At 71.2% G+C, this 23,786-nt stretch carries 21 protein-coding genes; 10 read left to right on the top strand and 11 right to left on the bottom strand.

All coding sequences use genetic code 11. The annotated features are described in order from the left end of the window. Positions 1–13 precede the first annotated feature (13 nt). The 4 genes from AB0M83_RS00435 (at position 14) to trmB (ending at position 3,119) form a co-directional block, all read left to right on the top strand. The gene (locus tag AB0M83_RS00435) at positions 14–931 is read left to right on the top strand and encodes an ATP-binding cassette domain-containing protein (RefSeq protein WP_364510206.1); all 918 of its coding nucleotides are present in this window, start codon (positions 14–16) and stop codon (positions 929–931) included. Beyond that, positions 928–1,683: a hypothetical protein gene (locus AB0M83_RS00430; protein WP_364510203.1), complete on the top strand. Its 756-nt coding sequence runs from the start codon at positions 928–930 to the stop codon at positions 1,681–1,683. Before AB0M83_RS00435 ends, AB0M83_RS00430 begins: the two co-directional genes overlap by 4 nt. A gap of 178 nt (positions 1,684–1,861) precedes the next feature. Beyond that, positions 1,862–2,413, top strand: a complete 552-nt coding sequence (locus tag AB0M83_RS00425) for a hypothetical protein (RefSeq protein ID WP_364510799.1) — start codon at positions 1,862–1,864, stop codon at positions 2,411–2,413. A gap of 10 nt (positions 2,414–2,423) precedes the next feature. After that, positions 2,424–3,119, top strand: a complete 696-nt coding sequence (gene trmB / locus AB0M83_RS00420) for a tRNA (guanosine(46)-N7)-methyltransferase TrmB (protein WP_364510200.1) — start codon at positions 2,424–2,426, stop codon at positions 3,117–3,119. A gap of 99 nt (positions 3,120–3,218) precedes the next feature. Here the strand turns inward: trmB and AB0M83_RS00415 are convergent, their stop codons facing one another. Next, positions 3,219–5,462 (bottom strand): FtsX-like permease family protein, encoded by a 2,244-nt coding sequence (locus AB0M83_RS00415; RefSeq protein ID WP_364510197.1) that lies wholly within the window; start codon positions 5,460–5,462, stop codon positions 3,219–3,221. Further along, the gene (locus AB0M83_RS00410) at positions 5,459–6,160 is read right to left on the bottom strand and encodes an ABC transporter ATP-binding protein (RefSeq protein ID WP_155548218.1); all 702 of its coding nucleotides are present in this window, start codon (positions 6,158–6,160) and stop codon (positions 5,459–5,461) included. The genes AB0M83_RS00415 and AB0M83_RS00410 overlap by 4 nt, the downstream gene beginning before the upstream one ends. A gap of 172 nt (positions 6,161–6,332) precedes the next feature. Between AB0M83_RS00410 and AB0M83_RS00405 the strand changes: the two genes are divergently transcribed. From AB0M83_RS00405 to AB0M83_RS00395, 3 genes are read left to right on the top strand one after another with little or no spacing between them, the layout of a single operon-like run. Further along, the gene (locus tag AB0M83_RS00405; RefSeq protein ID WP_364510194.1) at positions 6,333–8,120 is read left to right on the top strand and encodes a histidine kinase; all 1,788 of its coding nucleotides are present in this window, start codon (positions 6,333–6,335) and stop codon (positions 8,118–8,120) included. After that, complete coding sequence (locus AB0M83_RS00400; RefSeq protein ID WP_364510191.1) at positions 8,117–8,767, top strand: response regulator transcription factor; 651 nt, start codon at positions 8,117–8,119, stop codon at positions 8,765–8,767. The genes AB0M83_RS00405 and AB0M83_RS00400 overlap by 4 nt, the downstream gene beginning before the upstream one ends. A 23-nt stretch (positions 8,768–8,790) precedes the next feature. Then, positions 8,791–10,098 carry an amidohydrolase gene (locus AB0M83_RS00395; protein WP_364510188.1) on the top strand — a complete coding sequence of 436 codons (1,308 nt, stop codon included), beginning with the start codon at positions 8,791–8,793 and terminating at the stop codon, positions 10,096–10,098. On the opposite strand, the gene AB0M83_RS00390 is transcribed toward AB0M83_RS00395, so the two are convergent. From AB0M83_RS00390 to AB0M83_RS00370, 5 genes are all read right to left on the bottom strand, one after another. Next, a complete protein-coding gene (locus AB0M83_RS00390; protein WP_364510185.1) occupies positions 10,095–10,772 on the bottom strand; it encodes an SDR family oxidoreductase in 678 nt (225 codons plus the stop codon). The genes AB0M83_RS00395 and AB0M83_RS00390 overlap by 4 nt on opposite strands. Positions 10,773–10,828: 56 nt before the next feature. Continuing rightward, a complete protein-coding gene (locus AB0M83_RS00385; RefSeq protein ID WP_364510182.1) occupies positions 10,829–12,430 on the bottom strand; it encodes an SdrD B-like domain-containing protein in 1,602 nt (533 codons plus the stop codon). 87 nt (positions 12,431–12,517) lie between these two features. Next, positions 12,518–14,587 carry a PhoX family phosphatase gene (locus tag AB0M83_RS00380; RefSeq protein WP_364510179.1) on the bottom strand — a complete coding sequence of 690 codons (2,070 nt, stop codon included), beginning with the start codon at positions 14,585–14,587 and terminating at the stop codon, positions 12,518–12,520. 108 nt (positions 14,588–14,695) lie between these two features. Beyond that, positions 14,696–15,913, bottom strand: coding sequence for an MFS transporter (locus AB0M83_RS00375; RefSeq protein ID WP_364510177.1), 1,218 nt, complete (start codon positions 15,911–15,913; stop codon positions 14,696–14,698). Continuing rightward, positions 15,903–16,361 (bottom strand): MarR family transcriptional regulator, encoded by a 459-nt coding sequence (locus AB0M83_RS00370; protein ID WP_364510174.1) that lies wholly within the window; start codon positions 16,359–16,361, stop codon positions 15,903–15,905. The genes AB0M83_RS00375 and AB0M83_RS00370 overlap by 11 nt, the downstream gene beginning before the upstream one ends. A gap of 65 nt (positions 16,362–16,426) precedes the next feature. Between AB0M83_RS00370 and AB0M83_RS00365 the strand changes: the two genes are divergently transcribed. Next, positions 16,427–17,068, top strand: a complete 642-nt coding sequence (locus AB0M83_RS00365; protein ID WP_364510172.1) for an HAD family phosphatase — start codon at positions 16,427–16,429, stop codon at positions 17,066–17,068. Here the strand turns inward: AB0M83_RS00365 and AB0M83_RS00360 are convergent. The 4 genes from AB0M83_RS00360 to AB0M83_RS00345 form a co-directional block, all read right to left on the bottom strand. Next, the gene (locus AB0M83_RS00360) at positions 17,031–17,753 is read right to left on the bottom strand and encodes a hypothetical protein (protein ID WP_364510169.1); all 723 of its coding nucleotides are present in this window, start codon (positions 17,751–17,753) and stop codon (positions 17,031–17,033) included. The two genes, AB0M83_RS00365 and AB0M83_RS00360, sit on opposite strands and share 38 nt — an antisense overlap. Beyond that, positions 17,750–18,280, bottom strand: coding sequence for a SigE family RNA polymerase sigma factor (locus AB0M83_RS00355; protein WP_364510166.1), 531 nt, complete (start codon positions 18,278–18,280; stop codon positions 17,750–17,752). Before AB0M83_RS00355 ends, AB0M83_RS00360 begins: the two co-directional genes overlap by 4 nt. Before the next feature lie 100 nt (positions 18,281–18,380). Then, positions 18,381–19,469 (bottom strand): inositol-3-phosphate synthase, encoded by a 1,089-nt coding sequence (locus AB0M83_RS00350; RefSeq protein WP_364510164.1) that lies wholly within the window; start codon positions 19,467–19,469, stop codon positions 18,381–18,383. Positions 19,470–19,541: 72 nt separating this feature from the next. Continuing rightward, entirely contained in the window at positions 19,542–20,087 is a 546-nt protein-coding gene (locus AB0M83_RS00345) for a PadR family transcriptional regulator (RefSeq protein WP_364510161.1), read from the bottom strand. Between the two features lie 245 nt (positions 20,088–20,332). On the opposite strand from AB0M83_RS00345, the gene AB0M83_RS00340 reads away from it, so the two are divergent. Together AB0M83_RS00340 and AB0M83_RS00335 are read left to right on the top strand one after the other, a co-directional pair. Continuing rightward, a complete protein-coding gene (locus AB0M83_RS00340; protein ID WP_364510158.1) occupies positions 20,333–20,731 on the top strand; it encodes a DUF5318 domain-containing protein in 399 nt (132 codons plus the stop codon). A gap of 67 nt (positions 20,732–20,798) precedes the next feature. Beyond that, a complete protein-coding gene (locus AB0M83_RS00335; protein WP_364510156.1) occupies positions 20,799–23,525 on the top strand; it encodes a transglycosylase domain-containing protein in 2,727 nt (908 codons plus the stop codon). Positions 23,526–23,786: the final 261 nt, after the last annotated feature.

The following is a 23,786-nucleotide window of genomic DNA, read 5'->3' as shown; positions in this document are numbered from 1 at the left end:
GTAGTCTCCTCAGGTGATCGAAGCGAACGCACTGACCAAGCGGTACGGGGCCACCACCGCGGTCAACGAGCTGACGTTCACCGCGCGGTCGGGGCGCGTCACCGGCTTCCTCGGCCCCAACGGCGCCGGCAAGTCCACGACCATGCGCCTCGTCCTCGGCCTTGACAAGCCCGACGCGGGCACGGTCCTCGTCGACGGCGTCCCGTACCGGCAGCTGAAAGATCCACTCCGGACGGTCGGCGCGATGCTGGACGCCACCTGGCGCCACCCCGGCCGCAGCGGTCGCGACCACCTGCGCTGGCTGGCCGCGACCAACGGCCTGCCCGAGAAGCGCGTCGACGAGGTGCTCGCCCTGGTCGGGCTGACCAGCGCCGAGGGACGCCGCGCCGGGCAGTACTCGCTCGGCATGCTCCAGCGGCTCGGCATCGCCTGCACCCTGCTCGGCGACCCCCGCGTGCTCCTGTTCGACGAGCCGGTGAACGGCCTCGACCCCGAGGGCATGGCCTGGATCCGCCGGCTGCTGCACGCGCTGGCCGCCGAGGGCCGGACCGTCTTCGTCTCCAGCCACCTGCTGCCCGAGATGGCGCAGACCGCCCAGGACCTGGTCGTGATCGGCCGCGGCAGGCTCATCTACCAGGGCACGATGGACGACTTCGTCGCGCAGACGAGCCAGCACGGCGTGCGCGTGCGCACCCCGCACGCCGACGAGCTGCGTGCCGCGCTGACCGGGCAGGCGGAGTTCACCGAAGACGGCGGCGCGTTCGTGGTGTCCGGAATGGACAGTGACCGGATCGGGCAGCTCGCGTTCGACGCGGGAGCGACGCTGCACGAGCTGAGCCCGCTCACCGGCTCCCTGGAGCAGGCCTACCTCGACCTCACCCGCGAGGCCGTCGAATTCCCCACTGTGTCCTCGTCGGAAGGCGCCCGATGATCACCAACCTGCTGCGCGCCGAGCGCATCAAGCTCTTCAGCACCCGGGCGCCGTGGTGGTGCCTGGCCCTCGCCTTCGCCGCGCCGCTCGGCTTCACCGCGCTGTTCTTCGCGCTGGCCGGGCCGGAGATCCCGCCGACGGTCGGCAACACGCAGCTCGCCAGCGGCAACGGCCGGACCGTGCTGGTGGTCCTCGCGATCCTCGCGACGGCGTCGGAGTTCAACTGGGGCACGATGCGGCTGACGTTCCAGGCCGTGCCGAGCCGGGTGCCCGCGCTGCTGGCGAAGGTCGCCGTCGTCGGCGCGGTCGGCGCCGGGCTCGGGCTGCTCGTCGGCTTCGGCTCGTGGGGCCTGGCGACGCTGGTGGCGCCGGACGCCGACCTCGCGCTGCATTCGGGCGCGGAGTGGCGCTCGGTGGTCGGGCAGAGCCTGGTCTTCCTGCTCGCCGCGGTGGCCGGCGTCGGCGTCGCCCTGCTGCTGCGCAGCATCGCCTTCGCGCTGACGGTGGTGCTCGTGTGGACGCAGGTGCTCGAAGGCGTGGTGATCTTCATCCCCGGCGCCGGCAAGCACATCTACCAGTGGATGCCGTTCCACGCGGCCGACCAGTTCGTCGGCGCCGGCGGGTTCGGCACGGGTCCGCTGCAGCTGCCGCCGGCCCCGCTCGGCCCGTGGGGCTACCTCGGTTACTTCGCGGCGATCTGCGTTGCCCTGTTCGTGGCCGGGGTGCTCGTCACGGCCCGGCGCGACGCCTGAGCGTGATCGCGCTCTCATTACCGCACGGTTTCGTGTTAACAAAAGATGAAGAGGCTGTGGCTTCTCTCACAGGCACCGGACATAATGCTATGACCAGGCAATATTCGTAAGAGAGCGCACCGGAACCGTCTGAACTCCCCCCTGGAGGTGAATCTTGACGGTGGACACCGGGCAAGAATTGGGTGGCACCATTCCCCGAGCTCGCGTCGAAGACGACGTACCCCGGCTCGAACCCATGCTGGACCTCGAGTGGTCGCGGGCGATCGATCTCCCGCAGACCGCCATGGCGGCGACGACGCCGGCCGAACTCCGCCGGGCGTGGGTGCACCGCGCACCCGAAGACAGCGTCCTGGCCCTGTTCCGCGCCTCGGCCGGGATGGCGGGACAGGTGCCCGCGCCGTGGTGGCTGCGGGCGGTGGCCGACGGCACCCTCGATTCCCGGGAACAGGGTTTCCGCGTCGAGGACCGCATCGCGCAACTGCTCGGCAGGCGCCCGGGGTGGGAATTCGTCCCGTGGGCCGCGGACGGCGAATCCGGCTACTGGGAGTTCATCCCGTCCGAACGCGGGAAATCGGGACACGCGATTCCCACGACGGTGCTGAACACCGACCGGCACCCCGGCTGGATCGACGTCCTCCCGGCGCACAGCGGGCCGACGCCGGACCCGATCGCGATCGCCGGGCTCGCCGGGCTGCGGTCTCGTCTCGGGGAGCTCGAAGCAGTTCGTTAACCTCGGGTTCGTGGAAAACGAGGACCAGCCCCGGCTGCGCAGCGTCGTCAGCTACGTGAAGCGCGGCGGCCGGATGACCGTCGGGCAGCAACGCGCGTGGGACGAGCTGTGGCCGAAACTCGGCCGCACCGTCGGTGAGCTGCCCGACGGGAAGCTGGACTTCGCCGCGTGGTTCGGCCGTGAGGCGCCGGTGCTGGTCGAGATCGGTTCCGGCATGGGCGAGACGACGTCGCAGCTGGCCGCCGCGGCACCGGAGCTGAACTACGTCGCGGTCGAGGTCTACGAGCCCGGCCTCGGGCAGCTGATGCTGCGCGCCGAAAAGCTGGGTGTCGAGAACCTGCGGCTGCTGCACGGCGACGCGGTCGTGCTGCTGACCGAGCACGTCGAGCCGGACTCGCTGCACGGCGTCCGGTTGTTCTTCCCGGACCCGTGGCCGAAGAAGAAGCACCACAAGCGGCGGATCGTGTCGCCGTCGTTCGCCGCGCTCGTGGCGTCGCGGCTCGCGCCCGGCGGCACTTTCCACATGGCGACCGACTGGGAGAACTACGCCGAGCAGATGCTGGAGGTCTGTTCCGCGGAACCCGCGCTGAAGAACCGGTACGACGGCTGGGCGCCGCGGCCGGAGTGGCGGCCGGTGACGAAGTTCGAGCAGCGCGCCGACGTCGAAGGCCGCGTCTCGCACGACCTGATCTTCGAGAAGCGTTAGAAACGCTGAAGGAGACCCTCCCCGGATCCCCGCGGAGAAGGTCCCCTTCAGCTCACTACCCCCGGTGCTCGCCCCTCCCCCGACAGAGGGGCGAACGTCCTACTCCTCGGCCAGCGGTTCCGCCTGCACCCGCTTGAGGGCGGGCGTGCAGACCGACGCGCCGAGCAGGGCCACGCCGACCCCGAGCACCACCGGCGCCAGGAGCCACGGACTCAGCACGATGCCGCCTGGGTCGACCATGCTGTACAGCCCAACACCGACCAGTACCCCGACGATTCCCGCGCCGATGGTGGCGACCAGCGCGGGCAGCGCAGCCTCCATCCGCAACGCCCTCGCCAGCACCCGCACCGGCGTGCCGGCGGCCATCAGCGCCCCGAACGTCCGGCGGCGGTCCATCACCGACCCCGCGGTCGCGACCGCGGCACTGCAGCCGGCCAGGATCCCCGCCGCGACCAGCCCGATCACCGTGACGCGGCGCAGGTCGCCGAGCTCGGTCTGCTGGTTGAACAGGTACTGGTCGCGGCTGCCGACCTCCGCGCCGGCGGCCGGGCCGGCCAGCGCCGTCCGGACGACCTCGCGGTTCGCGTCGGTGGTCGGCGCGACCACGGTGACGTACTTCGGCGTGACGCCTTCGGGCAGCGCGGCCGGGTCGATGACGAGCGAGCCCGAGAGGTCGGAGTCCGGGAAGTGGACGGCTTCCGCCCGCGTGCCCGACTTCGGGGTCGCACCCGGCGCGTCGTAGTCGCCGGTGAGCTTGTACTGCGCCAGGTCGAGCGTCGAGTCGCTGTAGATCGCCGGGCCGCCGGCGGCGCACATCTCCGATGTGATGCCGAACCGGGTCAGCTTGACCGCGTCCGCACAGCTCATGACCAGGCCGCGCTGGAGAGAGCGGTTCCGGCCGTCGCCCTTGGCGAGGTAGATCTCGCCGACGGCGACCGCCTTCTCGGACTGGCCGTACTTCTGCAGGGACGCGTTGGCCTGGCCGACGATGCTGCCGGCGTGCTGGGCGTCGGTGTCGACGTAGAGCACGGAGTCCTGGAAGGACCGCCCGCCGCCGGCCATCGACTCGAACGTCGGCAGCAGCGTGAGCGCCATCGACCCGGCGAACACCGCGAGCACGATCCCGGCGGACGCCCGGTAGGCGCTCTTCGGGTCGTCACGCAGGCGGCGCCCGGCGAGCAGAGAGGACGGCCGGCGCCAGATCCGGACGAACGTGCCGCCCACCGCCGACGTCACCCACGGCCCGACGATCGCGGCCGAGCCGACCAGCAGGAACAGCCCCGCCATGACCATCGTGATGCCGCCGGAGTCCTTCGCCGTCGTCACCGCGACGAGGAAGAACAGCCCGGCCGCGGGCAGCGCCAGCAGCCGCCACCAGTGCAACGGCTTCTTCGTGTGGCCGCCGGTCGCGAAGAGCGGGTTCTTGAGCACGCGGCGCAGGCCGAGGATGCCGGCCAGCACCACGAGCACCGGGATGGCCACGACGATGAACACCGTCAGGCCGACCGGCAGCGCGAAGTCGGACGCCAGCCAGGTGCCGCCGGCCCAGGGCACGAACGACGCGAGGCCGCTCAGTGCCGGGCTCAGCAGCAGGCCGAGCAGCGCGCCGATGCCCGCGGACAACGTCGTCTCGGCGGCCACCATGTTCGTGACCTGCCCCGGTGTCGCCCCGGCCAGCCGGATCGCGGCGAGCCGCCGCTCACGCCGGGCCGCGGTCAGCCGCGCCGACGACGCGACCAGCACCAGGCTCGGCACCAGCAGCACGATGATCCCGACCCAGGACAGCAGCATCAGCAGGGCGTCCGGGCTGGCCTTCCCGCCGGGGAAGCCGGCGATCGGGTAGGCGTTCTCCGGCATCGCCTCGGGCGTGTGCCCGACGAGCGCGACGAGCTGCTCCGGGAAGCGGAGGCCGTCCTCGCCGAGCGCGCCGACGGGTTTGCCGAACCGGTCGCCGAGCTGGTCGGCCGGGTGGCTCTGCAGGAGCCGGCCGAGCGCCGGCGAGACGACGGTCTCGCCCGGACCCGGCAGCTGCGGCACCCCCGCCGGCAGCGGGACGGACCCGCCGCCGGTCAGCGCGACGTCGACGCGGACGATCTGCTTCCCGTCGAAGTAGTCCTTCGACGAGTTGAAGAGGATCTTGGCCGGGGCGTCGGAGCCGCGGCTGTAGAACTGCTCGCCCTGCCAGAGAGCGCGCTGCTCGCGGTTCTGCGTGGCGAACGGCAGCGTCGCCAGCAGGAGCACCAGCCCGGTCGCGACGGCCACCCCGATCGCGGTGAGGATCGCCGACGTCCGGGTCCGCCGGTCGACCTTCAGCACCCGCAGGGCGATCTGGAGCGAGTTCACGCCGCCTGCCTCGTCGCGATCAGGCCGTCGCGGATCGCGACGGTCTTCGGCATCGACTCGGCCAGCTCGCGGTCGTGGGTCACCACGAGCACCGCGGCGCCCGTCTCGTGGGCGGCGCCGAGCAGGGCGTCCATCGTGTCGCGGCCGGTGCGCGTGTCGAGCGCGCCGGTCGGCTCGTCGGCGAAGATCACCTTCGGCCGGTGGGTCAGCGCCCGCGCGATCGCGACGCGCTGCGCCTCGCCGCCGGACAGCTCGCCCGGGCGGCGGCGCTCCTTGCCGGCCAGGCCGAGGCGCGAGAGCCACAGGCGGCCGGCGTCGATGGCCTCCTTGCGGCCGAGTCCGGCCAGCAGCGAAGGCAGCGCGACGTTCTCTTCGGCCGACAGCTCGGCGACCAGCATCCCCGACTGGAAGACGAACCCGAACTCGGTGCGGCGAAGCTCGCTGCGCTTCTTCTCACCGAGGTGGTCGATCCGCTGCCCGGCCAGGAGGATCTGCCCGTCGTCGGCGCGGAGGATCCCGGCGAGGACGTGCAGCAGCGACGTCTTGCCGGAGCCGGACGGCCCGACGATGGCGACGGCGTCGCCCGGCTGGATGTCGATGTCGATGCCGGCCAGGGCGTACTGCGCGCCGTAGCGCTTCACCAGCCCGCGGCCGGACAGCACCGGGCCGTTCGTCCACTGTGGAGTGTTCGGGTCCACGAGGTTCTCCCTGTCGGTTCGGATCTTGATGCGATGAGCTTCGCGGAGAGCGGGGGGTGTCCACTTCGGGCAGACGGCCAGTCACGCGCCGCGGCGCATCGGCCGATCGGCCGAGGGAGCGCGGGCCACTCGGCCAAGGTGCGAACGCCGCCGGATCCTCTAACGTCACGTTGTGACCGCCGCGCCCCCGCCGAACAAGCTCTACGCACGCACCGCCGCCCTGGTGCGGCGCATCGGTGTGCCCTCGGCCGTCCTGTTCGCGGCCCTGCTCTTCGACATCGTCTTCACGACGCAGGCGGCCCTCGACGACCACGGCCCGAAGTTCGTCGACTTCGGCCTGCTCCCCGGCCTGTTCGCGATGACGGCGTGCGCGGTGTGGGCCCAGAAGCGGGCCGCGGTCGCCGGCGTGACCGGGGCCGGCGTGCTCGTGTTCTCCACGCTCTTCATCCACGCGTTCCGCGTCCCGCCCTACTCCAGCGTGCTGCCGAAGGTGACCATCACGGAGGTCGTGGCCGGGGTGCTGATGGTCTACTTCGTGGCCCGCCGGGCCCGGGCGGGCGTGGCGTTCTGCGTGGTCGGCGTCCTGGTCGTCGGGTGCCTCGTCGCGGTCTTCGGCCGGTACCGCGGCGTCGGCGACATCGACGGCGGCACGGCCACCCAGGCGCTGGTGTTCGGCCTGCTGCTGCTCGCCGGAGCGGTGGTGCCGGCCATCACCCTCCGGGACCGCAGCCCGAAGGCCGATCCGCGGACGCGGAAGCTGCAGCGGGTGAACGAGCTGGCCATGGGCCAGTGGCCGCTGATCGGCCTGCTCGGGTTCGCGCTGCTGTTCGAGTTCGGCTACACGTATTCGAGCAACGCCCGCGGGTTCCCGATCCTGTTCTGCTCGCTCGTCGCGGCCGTCATCGCCGTGCTGTCGCCGCGGCGGCCGGCGGACGCGCTCCTCGGCATCGGCGGGATCCTGCTGGTGTCCGCGGTCGTCACGCCGTTCCTGCACCTGCGCTACGACTACCCGATGCCGGGCGGGGTGCCGTTCGTGCAGGTCATCGCCGCGATGGGCGTGATCGTCAACCTGACCCGCGCCCGCGGGCTGAGCCAGTCGTGGCCGCGGATCGGCCTGCTGTCAGCGGTCGTCGCGCTCGCCGCGATCCTCAACTCGGACCGGCCTGAGGGCCTGGAGACCGACCCCCAGCAGCTGTCGATCCTGGCCTTCGCCGCGGCACTGCTGCTCGGCATCTCGATCGCCGTCGGCCTGATGCTGCGGTCGCGGGACTCCGAGCGCACCACGGTCGTCCAGTCGGCGGTGGCCGACGCGCAGACCGCCGAGCGGATGGCGCTGGCCCGCGAGCTGCACGACGTCGTCGCCCACCACGTCACCGGCATCGTCGTGCAGGCCCAGGCGGCGCAGATGATGGCCGAGCAGAACCCGCAGATCGCGGTCGAGGCGATGGGGCGGATCGAAAACGCCGGCGTCGAGGCGCTCGCGGCGATGCGGCGGCTGGTCCGTTCGATGCGCGGTGACGCGCCGGCCGGGACCAGCGAGTTCAGCGAGCAGGCCACCACGGACCTCGGCGCCGACCTGCGGAAGCTGGTCGGGACCGCCAACCACGGCGTGCCGACGTCGATGCACCTGGACCTGCCGCCGGACCTGCCGCACGAGGTCGGCCGCTCGGCGCTGCGGCTGGTCCAGGAGTCGCTGACGAACGTCGGCAAGCACGCCTCGGACGCGACCGACGCCTTCGTCCTGGCCGAGGTGAACGGTGACGAGCTGCACCTGCGGGTGACGGACAACGGGCACGAGACCACGCGACGGCCGGCCGGCGGCTCGGGCGGCTACGGTCTGGTCGGGATGCGCGAGCGCGTCGCACTGCTCAAAGGACGGCTGTCGGCCGGGCGCGGCCCGGACGGTGGCTGGCGGGTCGAAGCGTGGCTGCCGCTGGCCGCCGGGGAAGGGGACGAGTGATCCGGGTACTGATCGCCGACGACCAGGAAATGGTGCGGATGGGGTTCCGCATGATCCTGGACGCGCAGGAGGACATCGAGGTCGTCGCCGATGTCGCGGACGGCGTTTCGGCGGTGTCGAAGGCCCGCGAGCTGCGCCCGGACGTCTGCCTGCTCGACATCCGCATGCCCGGCCTCGACGGGCTGGAGGTCACGCGCCAGCTGGCCGGACCGGACGTGAGCGACCCGCTGAAGGTCGTCGTGGTCACCACGTTCGACCTCGACGAGTACGTGCACACGGCGTTGCGCAACGGCGCGCACGGCTTCCTGCTGAAGGACGCGGGCCCGGCGTTGCTGATCGAAGCCGTCCGCGCGGCCGACCGCGGCGACGCGCTGGTCTCGCCGCAGATCACCATCCGGCTGCTCAAGCACTTCGACGGCGGCACGGCCCGGTCGCAGGCGGTGCCGCCGTCCGAGCCGCTGACCGCGCGGGAGATGGACGTCGTCCAGGCGGCGGCGCGCGGGCTGACGAACACCGAGATCGGCGCGGAGCTGTTCCTGTCGCTGTCCACGGTGAAGACGCACCTCGCGTCGGTGCAGGGCAAGATCGGCGCGCGCAACCGCGTGGAAATCGCCGCCTGGGCGTGGCGGAGTGGAGTCGTGTCGTAATCGAGGGTGCGTAGTATCCAGAGATGCAACGCCGTTTCCACGCCCCTGTCGTTCTCCCCGCCGACGCGTCTTGTTCGCTCCTGCGTGACGCGGTCGTCGATGTGGACAGCGATGGGCGCATTTCCCACTGCGGACCGGCGGCCACCGCCCCCGAGTCCGCCGCACCGGTCACCACCCTGACCGGCATCCTGCTGCCCGGCCTGGTCAACACGCACGCGCACAGCCCGATGACGCTGCTGCGCGGCATGGGCGGCGACCTGCCGCTGCTGCCCTGGCTCAACGAGATCATCTGGCCGGCCGAAGCCAAGCTGCGGCCGGAGGACGTCCGCACCGGCATGCTGCTGGGCTCGGTCGAGATGCTGCGCCACGGCGTCACGACCAGCGCCGAGATGTACTTCGAAGGCGAGCAGCTGGTCGACGCGGTCCTCACGACGGGCGGCCGGGTGCTGGTCGCGCCGCCGGTGATGGAGCTGCCGGGGCTCGACTGGCGTGCCCAGCTGACGGCGATCGAGCGCTGGATCGACACGGACGGCCTCCGCTTCGGCCCGGGCGACCGCATCGAGCTGGGGTACGGCCCGCACTCGGCGTACATGCTCTCCGAAGAGGGGCTGCGCGCGACGGCGGAGTCGGCGGCTTCGCGCGGTGCGCTGGTGCAGATCCACATCGCCGAGGCGGCTGCCGAAGACACGGCGGTCCGCGCCGCGCACGGTTCGGTGCCGGCGCTGCTTCGTGAGCTGGGCATGCTCGACGGCCGGGTGCTGGCGGCGCACGCGATCCACCTGTCGGACGCGGATATCGCGCTGTTCGCTCAGTACGGCGTCGGCATGGCGCACTGCCCGGGTTCGAACGCCAAGCTGGCATCGGGCATCGCACGTGTCGCGGACCTGCGGGCGGCGGGGGTCGCGGTCGGCCTCGGCACGGACGGCCCGGCTTCCAACGACGACATCGACCTGTGGGAGGAGCTCCAGCTGTCGGCGATGTTCGCCCGGCTGGCGACCGGCGATTCGACGGTGCTGACGGCTTCGGACGTGTTCCTGCTGGCTACTCGTGGCGGGGCAGCGGCGTTGGGCCGTGACGACATCGGGGCGCTGGAGCCGGGCCGGTGGGCCGACCTGGTCCACATCGACCTGGACGACCCGGCTTTCGCGTGCGGTGTGGACGTTCCGGACGTGCAGCTGCTGTCGAACCTCGTGTGGGCGGCGGGGTCTCGGCGGGTCCGGGACGTGTGGGTCGCGGGCGAGCAGGTCGTGGCCGATGGGGAGTCGCTGCGGGTGGACCGGGCGAAGGTGCAGGCCGGGGTGGCCGAGACGGCCGCCCGCCTGCGCGCCTAGCGGGGGCGGAGGACGACCTCTGTCGGGTGGGCGTCCGGGGTGGCTGACACCGCCGTCACCACCGCGGTCGCCACCGAGTCCGCCTTCAGCAGGTGCGATGTGTCGTAGTCGCGGCCCTCGCCCTTGAAGATCTCCTGCTGCATCTCCGTGTCCGTGCGGCCGGGGTAGACCGACGTCACGCGGATCTCGGGCTCCTCCTCGCGCAGGGCGTCGGCGAACGCGCGGACGGCGAACTTGCTCGCCGCGTACGGGGACCAGCCCGGGCGGGCGTTCAGCCCGGCGCCGGAGTTGATCACGACCACGTGGCCGCGGGCGGCGCGCAGGGCCGGGAGCAGGAGGCGGGTCAGCTCGACCACCGCCAGGGTGTTGACCTCGAAGTTGTCCCGCCACGCCTCGGCGGACGCGTCCGCGACCCGGCCCAGGCGCGCGACGCCGGCCGAGTGGACCAGGACGTCCAGCGAGGCGATGTCCGCCACGGCCTCCGCGAGTGATGCGGGGTTGGTCAGCTCGACCGGCCACGCCTTCGCGCCCGGGAGCTCCTTCGCCAGCGCGGCCAGGGCAGTCGCGTCCCGGCCGCCGAGGAGGAGGCGGTGGGTCGGGGCCAGCTGGTGCGCGACCGCCGCGCCGATGCCGCGCGAGGCACCGGTGACGAGGGCGAGGGGAAGATCCGTCATGCCCCCACCGTAACGGCCGGGCGGCGGCGCGCCCGGCGCCGGTGGAACCGCTTCCGCTAGGCGGGAGCGAAACCCGCGTCCACCGTTTGGTCGTCGCGCTTGCCCGGGCCGAGCTGCCGCGGTTCCGCACAGCCCGTCGCCGGGTCCGGGTCCGAGTCCTTCGCGTCGTCGCCCGCGTCCTTCTTCGCCGGCTTGTGGCCCTCCGCCGTGAAACAGACCTGGTAACTGCCGTCCTCCAGGCCGGTGAAGGCATACGCGCCGTCCGGGCCGGTCACGACGCTCGTGCCGTTCGCCAACGTCGCCTTCACCCTCGCCAGGCCCGGCTCGCCGGGGTCCTGCAGGCCGTTGCCGTCGGTGTCCACCCAGGCGTAGTCGCCGATCCGGTTGGTCGGTGGGGCCAGGCCCAGGTCCACCGTGAAGTCCTCGCGCGCCGAGCCGCCTAGGGTGCGCGGGGCCGTGCAGCCGTCCGGGTCCGCGTCGGAGTCGCGGTCGTCGGCGGCCGCGTCCTCGCGGGTCACCGTGAAGTCCGCCGGGACGGCGAAACACACCTGGTAAGTGCCGTCCTTCAGCTTCTCGAAGCCGTACTTGCCCTTGTCGTCGGTGGTGGCGGTGCCCACCGTGCCGCCCGCGCCGTCCTTCAGCGTCACGTTCACCCCCGCGACGCCCGGCTCGTCCGGGTCCTGGCTCCCGTCGCGGTTGCGGTCGTTCCACACGAAGTCGCCGAGCTTCGCGATCGCCGGCGGCGGCAGGACGGTGATCGTCGCCGACGCCGTCTTGTCGCCCAGCGTGCCGCCCGGGTACCGGACGCCCGTCACCTTCGCCGTGTTGACGTGCCCGCTGTCGGCCACCGTCAGGTCCGGGTGGTCGCAGGTCAGCTGCTTGGCCGCGCCGCCGGCCAGCGCGAACGGCTCGAACTTCCCGCTGCACCACGGGTCCAGCACCGTGATCCCGGTGAGGTCCTCCGTGCCCTCGTTCGTCACGGTGACGCGGTAGTGCGCGGCCTCGCCCGCGGTGACCGTCGCGAACGTGCCCCACGCGCCGTTCGCCGGGTTCTGCACTTCCTTCTTCACCGAGTACGCCGCGAGCTGCAGGCCGACGCAGTCCCAGCGCAGCCGTCCGGCGCTCGTCGTGGCGAAGAACTTCACCGCCGCCGCCTTCGCCGGGGCGGTCGCCGCCGGGAAGTCCTGCTTCGCCAGGTAGCCGTCGCCGGCGTCGTGGTCGGCGACCAGCTTGGTCTCCTGCACCTGGGCGCCGTTCACGTCGAAGAAGCGCAGGCCCGTCGCCGGCCCCGCGGCCGGCACGTACGAACCGGTCGACACGCTGAGCGTGTACACGCCGCCGGGGACGAACTTCTCGGTCGAATAGGCGGTGCTGGCCTTGCCGTCCGGCGTCTGGATCACCGCCGACCGCTGCCCGTCGACGGCGAAGGCCTGCTCGGTGAGCAGCTTCGGCGCCTTGCCGGCCGGGGTGCCGGGCGGGACCGGCGCCGCCGGGGTGAAAACGTAGCTGTCCGGGGCGCCGTTGCGCGCCGTCTCCTCGACGCTCGGGTTCGCCGCGATCCCGCCGCACGCGGGCGCCGGGTCCGCGGTCGCCGAGGGCACCACCGCCCCCGAGAGCGCCAAGACCGTCACTGCCACCACGCGCGCCGAACGGACCATGCCTCGACTATGGCGCGGCGTCCGGGCCCGCACCGGCCGAGAACCGTCCACTTAAGAGTGAACCTCGGCCGGTGAGGGCCCGACGCGTCAGCGTTCGCCGATGCGGCCGGGCCGCCCGAAGCGGCCCTTCTTCCACACCGAAACGAGCGACGGCCGCGGCTGCGAGGTGCCGCCGTCGGGCCAGTGCGACGCCGGGTTCGCCGAACTCGCGGCATTCTCACCCGGGTGCTGCACCGCGACGAGCACCACGTGGTCGGTGACGTTCGGGCCGCACGTCTCGGCGCCGGGCGGCACCGAGAGGAACTGCTTGACGTGGCCGCGTTCCGGCCCGGTCACCGGCACCGAGAAGAGGCCGTCGTTCGCGCCGAGCGCGTTGCCGTCGGTGGAGATCCACAGGTTGCCGTACCGGTCGAAGGTGACGTTGTCCGGGCAGGAGATCGGGCTGACCTGGGTCTTGTCGAAGCCGCCGTAGTAGGTGTCGGCCGCGGCCGGGTCACCGCAGACGAGCAGGAGCCGCCAGGAGAACTTCGTCGACGCCGCGTCGCCGCGGGCCTCCTCCAGCTCCAGGATCTGCCCGTTCTTGTTGGCCACGCGCGGGTTCACCTCGTCGACGCCGGCCTTGCCCGCCGCGCCGCGGTCGGAGTTGTTGGTCAGCGCCGCGTAGATCCGGCCGTTGACCGGGTTCGGCTCGATGTCCTCGGGACGGTCCATCTTCGTGGCGGCGACCTTGTCGGCGGCCTGCCGCGTGAAGACGTAGACCTCCTCCGCGGTCATTCCGTCCACAAAGGACTTGGTGCCGCTGGCCAGGGGGAGCCACTCGCCCGCGCCGTCGAACTCGCCGTCGGCGGGGAGCTTGCCGGTGCCGTCGATCTCGCCCGGGCTGTCGCCGGTGAAGCGGGCGACGTACAACGTGCCCTCGTCGAGCAGCGCCGAGTTGTGCCGCCGCGTGTGCGCGCTCTTGCCCGGCTTGTACTTGCCCTTCGAGACGAACTTGTAGATGTACTCGAACCGCTCGTCGTCTCCGGTGTAAGCGGCGACGCGGCCGTCGGCGGTGATCTTGATGTTCGCGCCCTCGTGCTTGAGGCGGCCGAGCGCGGTGTGCTTGATCGGCGTCGAGTTCGGGTCGTTCGGGTCGATTTCGACGATCCAGCCGAACCGGTTCGGCTCGTTCGGCTCCTGCGCGACGTCCCAGCGCTTGTCGAACCGCTCCCACTTGCGGGTGCTCGTGCCGGTGCCGATGGCGTACCGCTTCAGCCGCGCGGCCTCGACCGGATCGGTCACCTTCTCGGAGTTGGCGAAGTACTGGTGGATGTTCTCTTCGCCGGAAAGCACCGTGCCCCACGGCGTCACGCCGCCGGAGCAGTTGTTCTGCGTGCCGCGGACCTTGCGCCCGGACGGGTCGGCCGACGTCTTCAGGTACTTCGAGCCGGCGGCCGGGCCGCGCACCTCGAAGATCGTGTCGAGCGTGATCCGGCGGCCGTACCGGCTGGGGACGACCTCCAGCCCGCCGTGGACCGGGTCGCGGCGGGTCAGCAGCACCGAGAGGCCGTGCGCGGCCCAGGCGATCTTCACCTGCTCCTCGGTCGGGTTGGCCGGGTCGTACTGGTCGGCCGGGAACAGGTGCACCTCGGCCGTGTACTCGTGGTTGACGACGAGCAGGTTCGTCAGGCCCAGCGGGTCCTGCGGGATCAGGCCGACGAAGTCGTTGTTGTAGCCGAACTGCTTCGCCTGCCCGGCCGCGGTCTGCTGGGTGAAGTCGAACTTCGGGGCGCCCGGGACCACCGGGTCGCCCCAGCGGATGACGACGTTCTGCGCGTAGCCGTCGGGGATGGTGACGGCGTCGAGCTTGTTCGGCGGGACCGGGTCGAAGTCGGTGCCGGGCACCGGCCGCGGGTGCGGGTGCTGCTGTTGCTGCGGCGCGGGCGCGGCGGCCGCCGTCCCCGACAGGGCGGCGAACCCGCCCGCCGCGGCGGCCATCACGGCGCCGGCCTTGAAGGCCCCGCGGCGGGAGATGTCCTTCACGACGTCGCCGAAGTACTCGTTGCCCGACTCGTTCGGCTCGGGGTGGGCACAGGCGTTGCCGCAGCGGTATTCGCAGGTGACCGGGGAGCGGCCGCCGGGGTGGACGGGGAGGAGCGGGAGCAGACGGTCGGGCACGAGGCCTCCATGGTGGGAGTTCGGGAACGAACCGACCGTAAGCCTCCCAAACCAGCCAATCCCGACATACAGGTGAACGGCCGGTGTACTACTGCGCCGAACGGCGGATCAGAACTCTTCGCCGACGAGGGCCGCTTCCTGCGGGACGGCGTGGGTGTCCGCCTTCTTCTCCCGCAGCGAGAGCAGGACGCCGGCGACGACACACAGCACGGCCGAGGCGACGAACGGCGCCTGCGGCGAACCGAACCACTCGGCCACGTGCCCGACGAGCGTCGCGGCGACGGCGCCACCGAGCCAGCGGCAGAAGTTGTAGCCCGCGCTGGCGACCGGGCGCGGCGCGTCGCTGATCGACATCGCGGTGCCGGTGAACAGCGTGTTCAGCAGGCCGGAGACCAGCCCCGAGACGATGATGCCGACGACGAGCACCGGCTTGCTCGGCACGGCCAGCACCAGCATCAGCACGGCGTACCCGAAGACGGCGGCCGCGGCGGCGTGCCGTTCGCCCAGCTTGGCGGCCAGCCGCGGCGCGAGGGCCACCCCGGCGACCGCGACGCACAGGCCCCAGCCGCAGAAGATCAGTCCCACGGCGATGGCGCTCCAGCCGAGCACGAACGGCGACCAGGCCAGCACCGCGAAGAACGCGGCGGTGTACAGCGCGGACGCGACGGACGTGCGCAGCAGACCGGTGTGCTTCAGCGCGCGGAGCGGGTCGAGCAGCTTGATCGGGTCGCGCTTCTCGTGCTTGTCGCTCTTGAGGAACACCGCGCACAGCACGAGCGCGCCGGCCATCAGGACGGCGGTGCCGACGAACGGGCCGCGCCAGGAGATCGAGCCGAGCAGCGCGCCCAGCAGCGGGCCGACCGACAGGCCGACACCGAGGGCGGCTTCGTAGAGCAGGATCGCGCCGGACTGGCCGCCGGTCGCGGCGCCGACGATCACCGAAAGCGCCGTCGCGATGAAGAACGCGTTGCCGAGGCCCCAGACCGCGCGCAGCCCGACGAGCTGCTCGATCGAGCCGGCGGCCGAACACAGCGCGGTGGCGGCGACGATCAGCGTCAGCCCGACGAGCACCGTGCGCTTCGGGCCGAACCTGGCGCTCGCCGCGCCGGTGACCAGCATCGCGATGACCTGGACGCCGAGGTACGACGAGAAGAGCAGCGTGACCTGCGACGGCGTCGCGTCCAGGCCCTTGGCGATGGACAGCAGGATCGGGTCGACCAGACCGATCCCCATGAAGGCGATGACCGCGGCGAACGCGGTGATCCACACCTGCTTGGGCTGGCCCTTGACGGCGTCCAGCAGGCTCGAGTGGTGTTCAGCGCTCATCGCTGATCAGTTCCTCCTTCTTGGTGTCAACGAGCAACTTGGCGAGAGCCGGAAGGGCGGCTTCGATCGCTGCGCGGTCGGCGTCGTCCATCGCGATGAGCCGCTCGCGGAGGAACTCCTCCCGGGCGGCGACCGTCTCGGCGTAGAAGCGACGACCCTCGTCGGTGACGTCCACGAGCACCGCTCGCCCGTCGGCGGGGTCCGGCGTGCGGGTGGCCAGGCCGAGGCGTTCGAGGCGGCTGACTACGTCGGTCATCGACGGCAGCTTGACCCGCTCGAGCTCCGCCAGCGCGCTCATCCGCCGCGGCCCGCCGTTGACGAGCTCGCTCAGCACCGAGCCCTGCGTCAGGGTCAGCGTCAGCTGCGGGGTCTGGCGGCGCACCTGGTGGTACAGCCGGAACACCAGGGGCCGCAGCCGGTGGGCGAGATCGGCGATCGGGGAAGTCACTTAGCTATGCTAACAAATTTGGTAAGGGTAGCTAAGTAACTCGGCTCACAGGCTAGGCTCGGGGCATGGACGCGGTGATCTTCGACCTCGACGGCGTACTGGTGGACTCGGAGCGGATCTGGGACGAGGTCCGCCGGGCGGTCGTCGCCGAGCACGGCGGCACGTGGCTTCCGGAGGCGACGCGGGCCCAGCAGGGGATGAGCACCCCGGAGTGGGCTCGCTACCTGGTGGAGGAGCTGGGCGCGCGGCTCTCACCGCCCGAGATCGCGACGCTCGTGGTCAAGCGCATGGCGGCGCGGTACGCCGAGGAGCCGCCGTTGATCCCGGGTGCCGTGGACGTCGTCCGGCAGGTGTCGGCGCGGTGGCCGGTGGCGATCGCGAGCTCGTCGCCGGTGATCCTGATCAAGGGCTTCCTCGACGTGACGGGGTTGCCGGTGGGCGCGGCGGTGTCGTCCGAGCAGGTCGGGGCGGGCAAGCCGGCGCCGGACGTGTACCTGCGGGCGGCCGAGCTGCTGGGGGTCGCGCCGGGCGATTGCGCGGCGGTCGAGGACACGACGAACGGGCTGCGGTCGGCCTTGGCGGCGGGGATGGCGGTTTACGCGGTGCCGAACCCGCACTTCCCGCCGGACCCCGAGGTGCTGAAGCAGGCCACGGCGGTGGTGGAGAAGATCACCGACTTGCCGGGTGCGCTTCCTGGGAAGCGCTGACGTCGAAGCGCTCGGGCCGAGAGTCCGGCGTCACGTCGGCGAGGTAGACCCGGTCCCGCCCCAGCGTGCCGACCACCCTGGCGTAGCTCAGGTCGCCGGCCGCATCGAACAGCCGCAGCCCCGGCACCGCGGGATCGACGAGCAAGACCGCCTTGCCCGCCGGGAGCGGACCGCCGGTCTTGCCGACGTATCCGGCGCGCACGGTGGCCGGCGAGATCGGGACGCACGACGGCGACTCGATGCCGTACTGCGAACCGCTCGTTCCCCCGGTCACGTCCTTGGGCAACGTTTCGACGCAGAACAACTTCCGGCCCCTGGGATCGGTGGCGGTGACCGCGTAAGAAACCCAATTCTCCGTCTGCCCGACGAAGCTGGTCAGGGTCACCGGCTCACTGCCGCCGCTCAAGGTTGCCGGCGGGATCACTTCCGGCTTCGCGAGCACCAGCTCCTGCCCGGGGCTCGCCGGTGAGATCGGAGCGGGGGCGTGGTTCACCCGCGTCGCCAGGAGCACGCTCGTCAGCACGACCAGCACCGCGGCCAGCGGCGCGACCACCACGGTCAAGCGGCGGCGGGGTCGCCGGTGCAGCCGGCGCTGCTGCTCGACCCAGGCCGCGTCGAGGTTCGGCGTGACCTCCCCGGCCTGTCCGCGCAGTGCTTCGGCCAGTTTGCGTTCGAGGTCGGTCATCGCTCACCTCCCAGGTCGTCCCCCCAGTGTTTACGCAGGTTCTCCATCGCGTGGTGGGTGGTCGCCTTGACCGTGCCCGGCGAGATGCCGAGCGTCTCGGCGATGCCCGCCGTGCTCAAGTCCAGCCAATACCGCAGGACGAGAACCTCGCGTTGTCGCCGGGACAGCTTCCCCAGCACCACGCGCAGCTGTTCGTGCTCCCAGTTGGCCACCGCCCTGACCTCGGCCGACAGCTCGTCCGGTGGCCTTTCCTGCGGGGTTCGCCGGACGACCCGCAGGTGCCGCGTGCGCGACCGCGACATGTTCACCACGGTCGTGCGGAGGTAGCCCGCCACGCGCGTGTGGTCGGACAGGGTGTCCCAGCGCTGGTGGAGCTTGACGAACGCCTCCTGCGCGACGTTTTCCGCGTCGTCCGCGCCGAGCAGGTGCGCCAGCCGGGTCATCTGGGCGAAGTACTCCCGGAAGAGGTCGTGGAACGTCGGCGCGCCCAGGTCCCCCGGCGCGCTCTCGCCCACGCTCGCACTCACACCCCGCCAACGCACACCCCGCCCCACCGGTTTAGTGCACCACGCGAAGAAGGCCGCCACCAGGGCGAACCCGGGTGACGGCCTTCGACGACGACAGTCCTTACCGCTCGACCTCGCCGCGGATGAACTTGTCGACGGCGTCGCGCGCGGTCGAGTCGTCGTACTGCTCCGGGGGCGACTTCATGAAGTACGACGACGCCGAGAGGATCGGGCCGCCGATGCCGCGGTCGAGCGCGATCTTCGCCGCGCGGACGGCGTCGATGATGATGCCCGCCGAGTTCGGCGAGTCCCACACCTCGAGCTTGTACTCCAGGTTCAGCGGCACGTCGCCGAAGGCGCGGCCCTCGAGCCGGACGTAGGCCCACTTGCGGTCGTCGAGCCACTGCACGTAGTCCGACGGTCCGATGTGGACGTTGCCCTTGCCGAGGTCGCGGTCGACCTGCGAGGTGACGGACTGGGTCTTCGAGATCTTCTTCGACTCGAGCCGCTCCAGCTCCTTCATGTTCAGGAAGTCCATGTTCCCGCCCACGTTGAGCTGCATCGTCCGGTCGAGCTGGACGCCGCGGTCCTCGAACAGCTTCGCCAGGACGCGGTGCGTGATGGTGGCGCCGACCTGGGACTTGATGTCGTCGCCGACGATCGGGACGCCGGCGTCGGTGAACTTCTGCGCCCACTCCGGGTCGGAGGCGATGAACACCGGCAGCGCGTTGACGAACGCCACGCCGGCGTCGATCGCGGCCTGGGCGTAGAACTTGTCCGCCACCTCGGAGCCCACGGGCAGGTACGACACGAGCACGTCGGCCTGCGCCTCGCGCAGCGCGGCGACGATGTCGACCGGGGTCTCGTCGGACTCCTCGATCGTCTCGCGGTAGAAGCGGCCGAGCCCGTCGTGGGTGTGGCCGCGCTGGACGGTGACGCCGAGCGGCGGCACGTCGGCGATCTTGATCGTGTTGTTCTCGGAGGCGAAGATCGCCTCGGAGAGGTCGCGGCTGACCTTCTTGGCGTCCACGTCGAACGCGGCGACGAACTCGATGTCGCGGACGTGGTAGCCGCCGAAGTCGACGTGCATCAGACCCGGGACCCGCGTGGCGGGGTCCGCGTCGCGGTAGTACTGGACACCCTGGACCAGCGACGCCGCGCAGTTGCCGACGCCCACGATGGCCACCCGTACGCGGCGGTTGTCGCCCATGGGGGTTTCTCCTTCAATCCGTGTCTGTTCAGTAGGTCTGGTGCCGCGACGCTGCGGCCCGCACCGAGCGGCTCAGGTATCCGGACCCTGCCGTTCGGCTTGTTCGTGCGCGATCAGCTCGTTGAGCCACCGCACCTCCCGCTCGCTGGTCTCCAGCCCCAGCCGGTGCAGCTCGCGGGTGTAGCGATCGATCTTCTCCTCGGCCCTGGCCAGCGCCGCCCGCATACCTTCACGGCGTTCTTCCACGCGGCGCCGCCGGCCCTCGAGGATCCGCAGCCGCACGTCGGCCGGGGTGCGCGAGAAGAAGGCCAGGTGGACCCCGAAACCCTCGTCGTCCCAGGTCTGCGGCCCGGCGTCGCCGAGCAGCTCACCGAAGCGCTCCTTGCCCTCCGCGGTGAGCTTGTAGACCCGCCGCCCGCGCCGCGACCACGCCCGGTCGTCGGCCTCGTCCAGCTCCTCGACCAGGTACCCGGCCCGCAGCAGCTTCCGCAGGGTCGGGTACAGCGAGCCGTACGAGAACGTCCGGAACGTGCCGAGCGTCTCGTGCAGCCGCTTGCGCAGCACGTACCCGTGCATGGGCGCTTCGTGCAGAAGACCGAGGATCGCGAACTCCAGCACACCGCACCCCCTTCCGGGAACAAACCTCGGCGATCGGCGTTGCTCCGAATGATCGCCTCGATCCAACCTACTCAGCCACTATATCGCGCCGATACATCGAAGTGGCGAAGCTAACGAGCCCGCTCACTCTCGAGTGGGCGAAATTCACCGGAGAGTTATCGAACGTCCGGCGTGTCCCCGCCGGGCCGGGCACCGGCCGCGCTAGGGGGCGTGGACGACACAGGAAGAGCCCGTACTCTGTCCTGGTGATTAACCAGCGGCAGGTCGTGGACTACGCGTTGCAGCGCCGTGCGCTGCTCGCCGAAGTCCGCTCCGGGCGCGTCGGCAGCTACGAAGCCTGCGACGCGAGCCCGTACCTGCTGCGGGCGGCCAAGTTCCACGGCCGGGCCGGTGACCTGCCCTGCCCGATCTGCCGCCAGGAACCGCTGACCCTGGTGTCCTGGGTCTACGGTGACGAACTCAAGCACGTCGCGGGCTCGGCGAGGACCCCCGAAGAGCTGGCCAGGATGGCCGGCCGGTTCGCCGAGTTCACCGTGTACGACGTCGAAGTGTGCCGGGCGTGCCACTGGAACCACCTGGTCCGGTCGTACGTCCTCGGCACGGGGGAACCGGCCGACGGTCCGCGAAGGACCGCAGGCCGGTGAGCTGGATCACAACCGCTGAAGAGCGCAGAACGGCGCACTACCGGGCGCCGGTCTGGGAGGCCCATTCGTGAACGACGACCGCAACCGCTCCTGGCCCGGCCAGGAGCCAGATGCACCTCGCCGTGCCCAGTCGGGCCCATGGCCGGGAGAAGACCCCGGCCCCGCCTGGCCCGGCGAAGAAGCCCCCCGCCGGCCTCAACGACCCACACCACCCCGGGGCAACCCGCGCGGCGGCGGGTCGCCCGAGTGGCCGTCCGGCGACGAAGGCGGTCCCCAGTGGCCCGGCGACGAGCCGCCGCGGCGGCCTCAGCGACCCCGCCAGCAGGGCATGCCCGCGCGGCGCCCGGTCCCGCCACCGCCGGGCCAGCGCCCGCCGCAGGGTCCGCCCGCTTCGCCGCCGGAAGGCTTCCGCCAGCCGCGCGGCGGGCGGCCGGTGCCGGCCCCGGGGCGTGAACCGGACCTGATCACCCACCACGCGCACAACGGCACCGACGACATCGGCCGCGACCCGTACGACGACGGCTACGAGGACGACGCCGCGTTCAACGAGTTCGCCGACGACGTCGAGCCCCAAACCGAGCTGGACGAAAACGGCAAGAAGGTCCTCACACCGGCGCAGCGCAAGAAGCGCCGCTGGAAGATCATCCGGCGGGTGGCGTACGCCTTCGTCGGGCTGTTCTTCGTCGTCCCCGCGATCGCGTTCGTCATCACCTACTTCCTGGTCGACGTGCCGACGCCGGAGAGCATCAAGTCGCTGCAGAACCAGCCGATCACCTACTACGACGCCGGTGGCGGCGTGATGGGCCGGGAGCTGCCGCCGGGCGGTGACCGCCAGCTGCTCAAGCCGGGCGAGGTGCCCGACGTCGTCAAGCACGCCGTGTACTCGGCGGAGGACGCGACGTTCGAGACCAACTCGGGCTTCGACGTCACCGGCATCCTGCGCGCGGTCTGGAACCAGGTTTCCGGTGGCCAGGGCGGTGGTTCGACCATCTCCCAGCAGTACATCAAGCAGGCGACGCAGAACGACGCCCCGACGCTGACCCGCAAGTGGACCGAGCTGGCCAAGTCGTTCAAGATGAACAACCAGCAGTCCAAGGAAGAGATCATCACTTCCTACCTGAACATCGTCTACTTCGGACGCGGGGCGAACGGCATCCAGGCGGCCGCCAAGGCCTACTTCAACAAGGACGCCAAGGACCTCAACGCCTCCGAAGCTTCGCTGCTGGCCGGCCTGATCCAGGGCCCCGGCCGCTCGGAGAACGAGGCGTACGCGCAGAAGCGCTGGGCGTACGTGATGGACCAGATGGTCGCCAACAAGTGGCTCCGCGCCGACGAGCGCGCCACCTTCCAGTACCCGACGCCGATCCCGAAGAACGCCAACAAGGAGCAGAACTCGGGCAAGCTCACCTACCAGGTCCAGCAGCGGATCAAGGACGAGCTGGCGGCGAAGGGCTACGACGAGAACAAGCTGTTCTCCAGCGGCGCCAAGATCTACACCACGATCGACCCGGCGGCCCAGGACGCCGCGGAGAAGGCCGCCGCGGACGGCATGAAGGGCCAGACCGACGAGAACCTGCTGAACGCGCTCGTCGCGGTCGACCCGAAGACCGGTGGTGTCCTCGCCTACTACGGCGGGCCCGAGATCGTGAAGGACGCCAACGGCAAGGACCAGATCGCCCAGGACCGCGCCAACCAGGCGAGGAACCCGGGTTCCTCGGTGAAGGCGTTCGACCTCACGGCGTTCCTCAAGATGGGCAAGGGCCTCGGCGAGACGTTCGACGGCTCGAACAACCGGGTGCTCGGCGGCCGCACGGTCCGGAACGCGGGTGACAGCGCCAGCTGCGGCAAGGACTGCACCGTCGCGAAGGCGATGGAGATCTCGGCGAACACCGTGTTCTACGACATGGTCCTGAACGTGACGAAGCCGTCGCGGGTCGCGGAAGCGGCGAAGGAAGCCGGGGTCAAGGTCGCGCCGGAGGGCAAGAGCATCCTCTACACCGACGACAACAACATCTCGCTCGGTGGTGGTGGCACGGCCGTGACGCCGGAGGACATGGCGGCCGCGTACGCGTCGTTCGCCAGCGGGGGGACCTACCACGAGCAGCACTTCGTCTCGAAGCTGACGAACAACCAGGACGAGGTGGAGTTCGACCAGAACAACATCAAGACCAACCCGGCGTTCGACGACGACGCGTCGAAGAGCCAGCAGATCGCGGGCAACGTCACGGAGGCGCTGAAGCCGGTCATCGACCACTCGAAGCTGAAGTGCCCGAGCGGCCACGAGTGCGCGGGCAAGACCGGTACGCAGCAGTACACGGCGAAGGCCGACGACCCGGCGTCGTTCAAGGACCGCAACGCGCAGACGTGGATGGTGGGCTACACCCCGTCCGTGTCGGCGGCGGTCTGGGTCGGCGGCGACGGCAACAAGCCGCTGCACGACCCGAAGAACAAGCCGATCTTCGGTGCCACCATCGCCGGCCCGACGTGGCAGAACTTCATGAACCTCTACCTCAAGGGCAAACCGGCGGAGAAGTTCGACAAGGTCAAGGCGATCGGCAAGGACGTCAACGACGTGACGACGACGCAGCAGAAGCCGCCGGACACGCCGACCACGACGACACCGCCGACCACCACGGAAACCCCGCCCAGCACCGAGTCGTCGGACACCGAGACGACCACGCCCCGGACGAGCCGGACCCGGCCCGGGCCGGGTGAGACGCCGACGTTCCCGCTCGGCAACACCTCGGGCGGTGGTGGCGGAGTCGCCCGGCCACCGGGCTCCGGGCCCGGCTAGGAACGTCCTCCTTCAGGGCCCTTCGCGTACGCGAAGGGCCCTGAAGCGGTTCAGGAAGATCGTTTCGGCAACCCCGGCGCTTCACGCGCGTCCCTTCCTAAAGGGGGTGGCGGCCGTCGCCGCCCGCGCTGACTGGAGGACTGCCCGTGCCCGACGATCGATCCCGCTCCTGGCCCGGCCAGGGACCCGATCCGCGCCGTCGCGCACCCCAGGGTCCGTACGGCCAGGGCCAGGGCCCGCGCCGGCCCGTGCCCCCGCCGG

The organism is Amycolatopsis sp. NPDC051106 (assembly GCF_040682775.1).
Taxonomy (GTDB): Bacteria; Actinomycetota; Actinomycetes; order Mycobacteriales; family Pseudonocardiaceae; genus Amycolatopsis.
Note: the sequence above shows the minus strand (reverse complement) of the source record. Positions and strands in the feature narration are given on the sequence as shown.

Excerpts from the sequence above, each read along its gene's own strand:
- AB0M83_RS00430 (WP_364510203.1), top strand. The coding sequence starts at position 928 with ATGATCACCAACCTGCTGCGCGCCGAGCGCATCAAGCTCTTCAGCACC.
- AB0M83_RS00395 (WP_364510188.1), top strand. The coding sequence starts at position 8,791 with ATGCAACGCCGTTTCCACGCCCCTGTCGTTCTCCCCGCCGACGCGTCT.
- AB0M83_RS00390 (WP_364510185.1), bottom strand. The coding sequence starts at position 10,772 with ATGACGGATCTTCCCCTCGCCCTCGTCACCGGTGCCTCGCGCGGCATC.
- AB0M83_RS00385 (WP_364510182.1), bottom strand. The coding sequence starts at position 12,430 with ATGGTCCGTTCGGCGCGCGTGGTGGCAGTGACGGTCTTGGCGCTCTCG.
- AB0M83_RS00375 (WP_364510177.1), bottom strand. The coding sequence starts at position 15,913 with ATGAGCGCTGAACACCACTCGAGCCTGCTGGACGCCGTCAAGGGCCAG.
- AB0M83_RS00365 (WP_364510172.1), top strand. The coding sequence starts at position 16,427 with ATGGACGCGGTGATCTTCGACCTCGACGGCGTACTGGTGGACTCGGAG.
- AB0M83_RS00360 (WP_364510169.1), bottom strand. The coding sequence starts at position 17,753 with ATGACCGACCTCGAACGCAAACTGGCCGAAGCACTGCGCGGACAGGCC.
- AB0M83_RS00350 (WP_364510164.1), bottom strand. The coding sequence starts at position 19,469 with ATGGGCGACAACCGCCGCGTACGGGTGGCCATCGTGGGCGTCGGCAAC.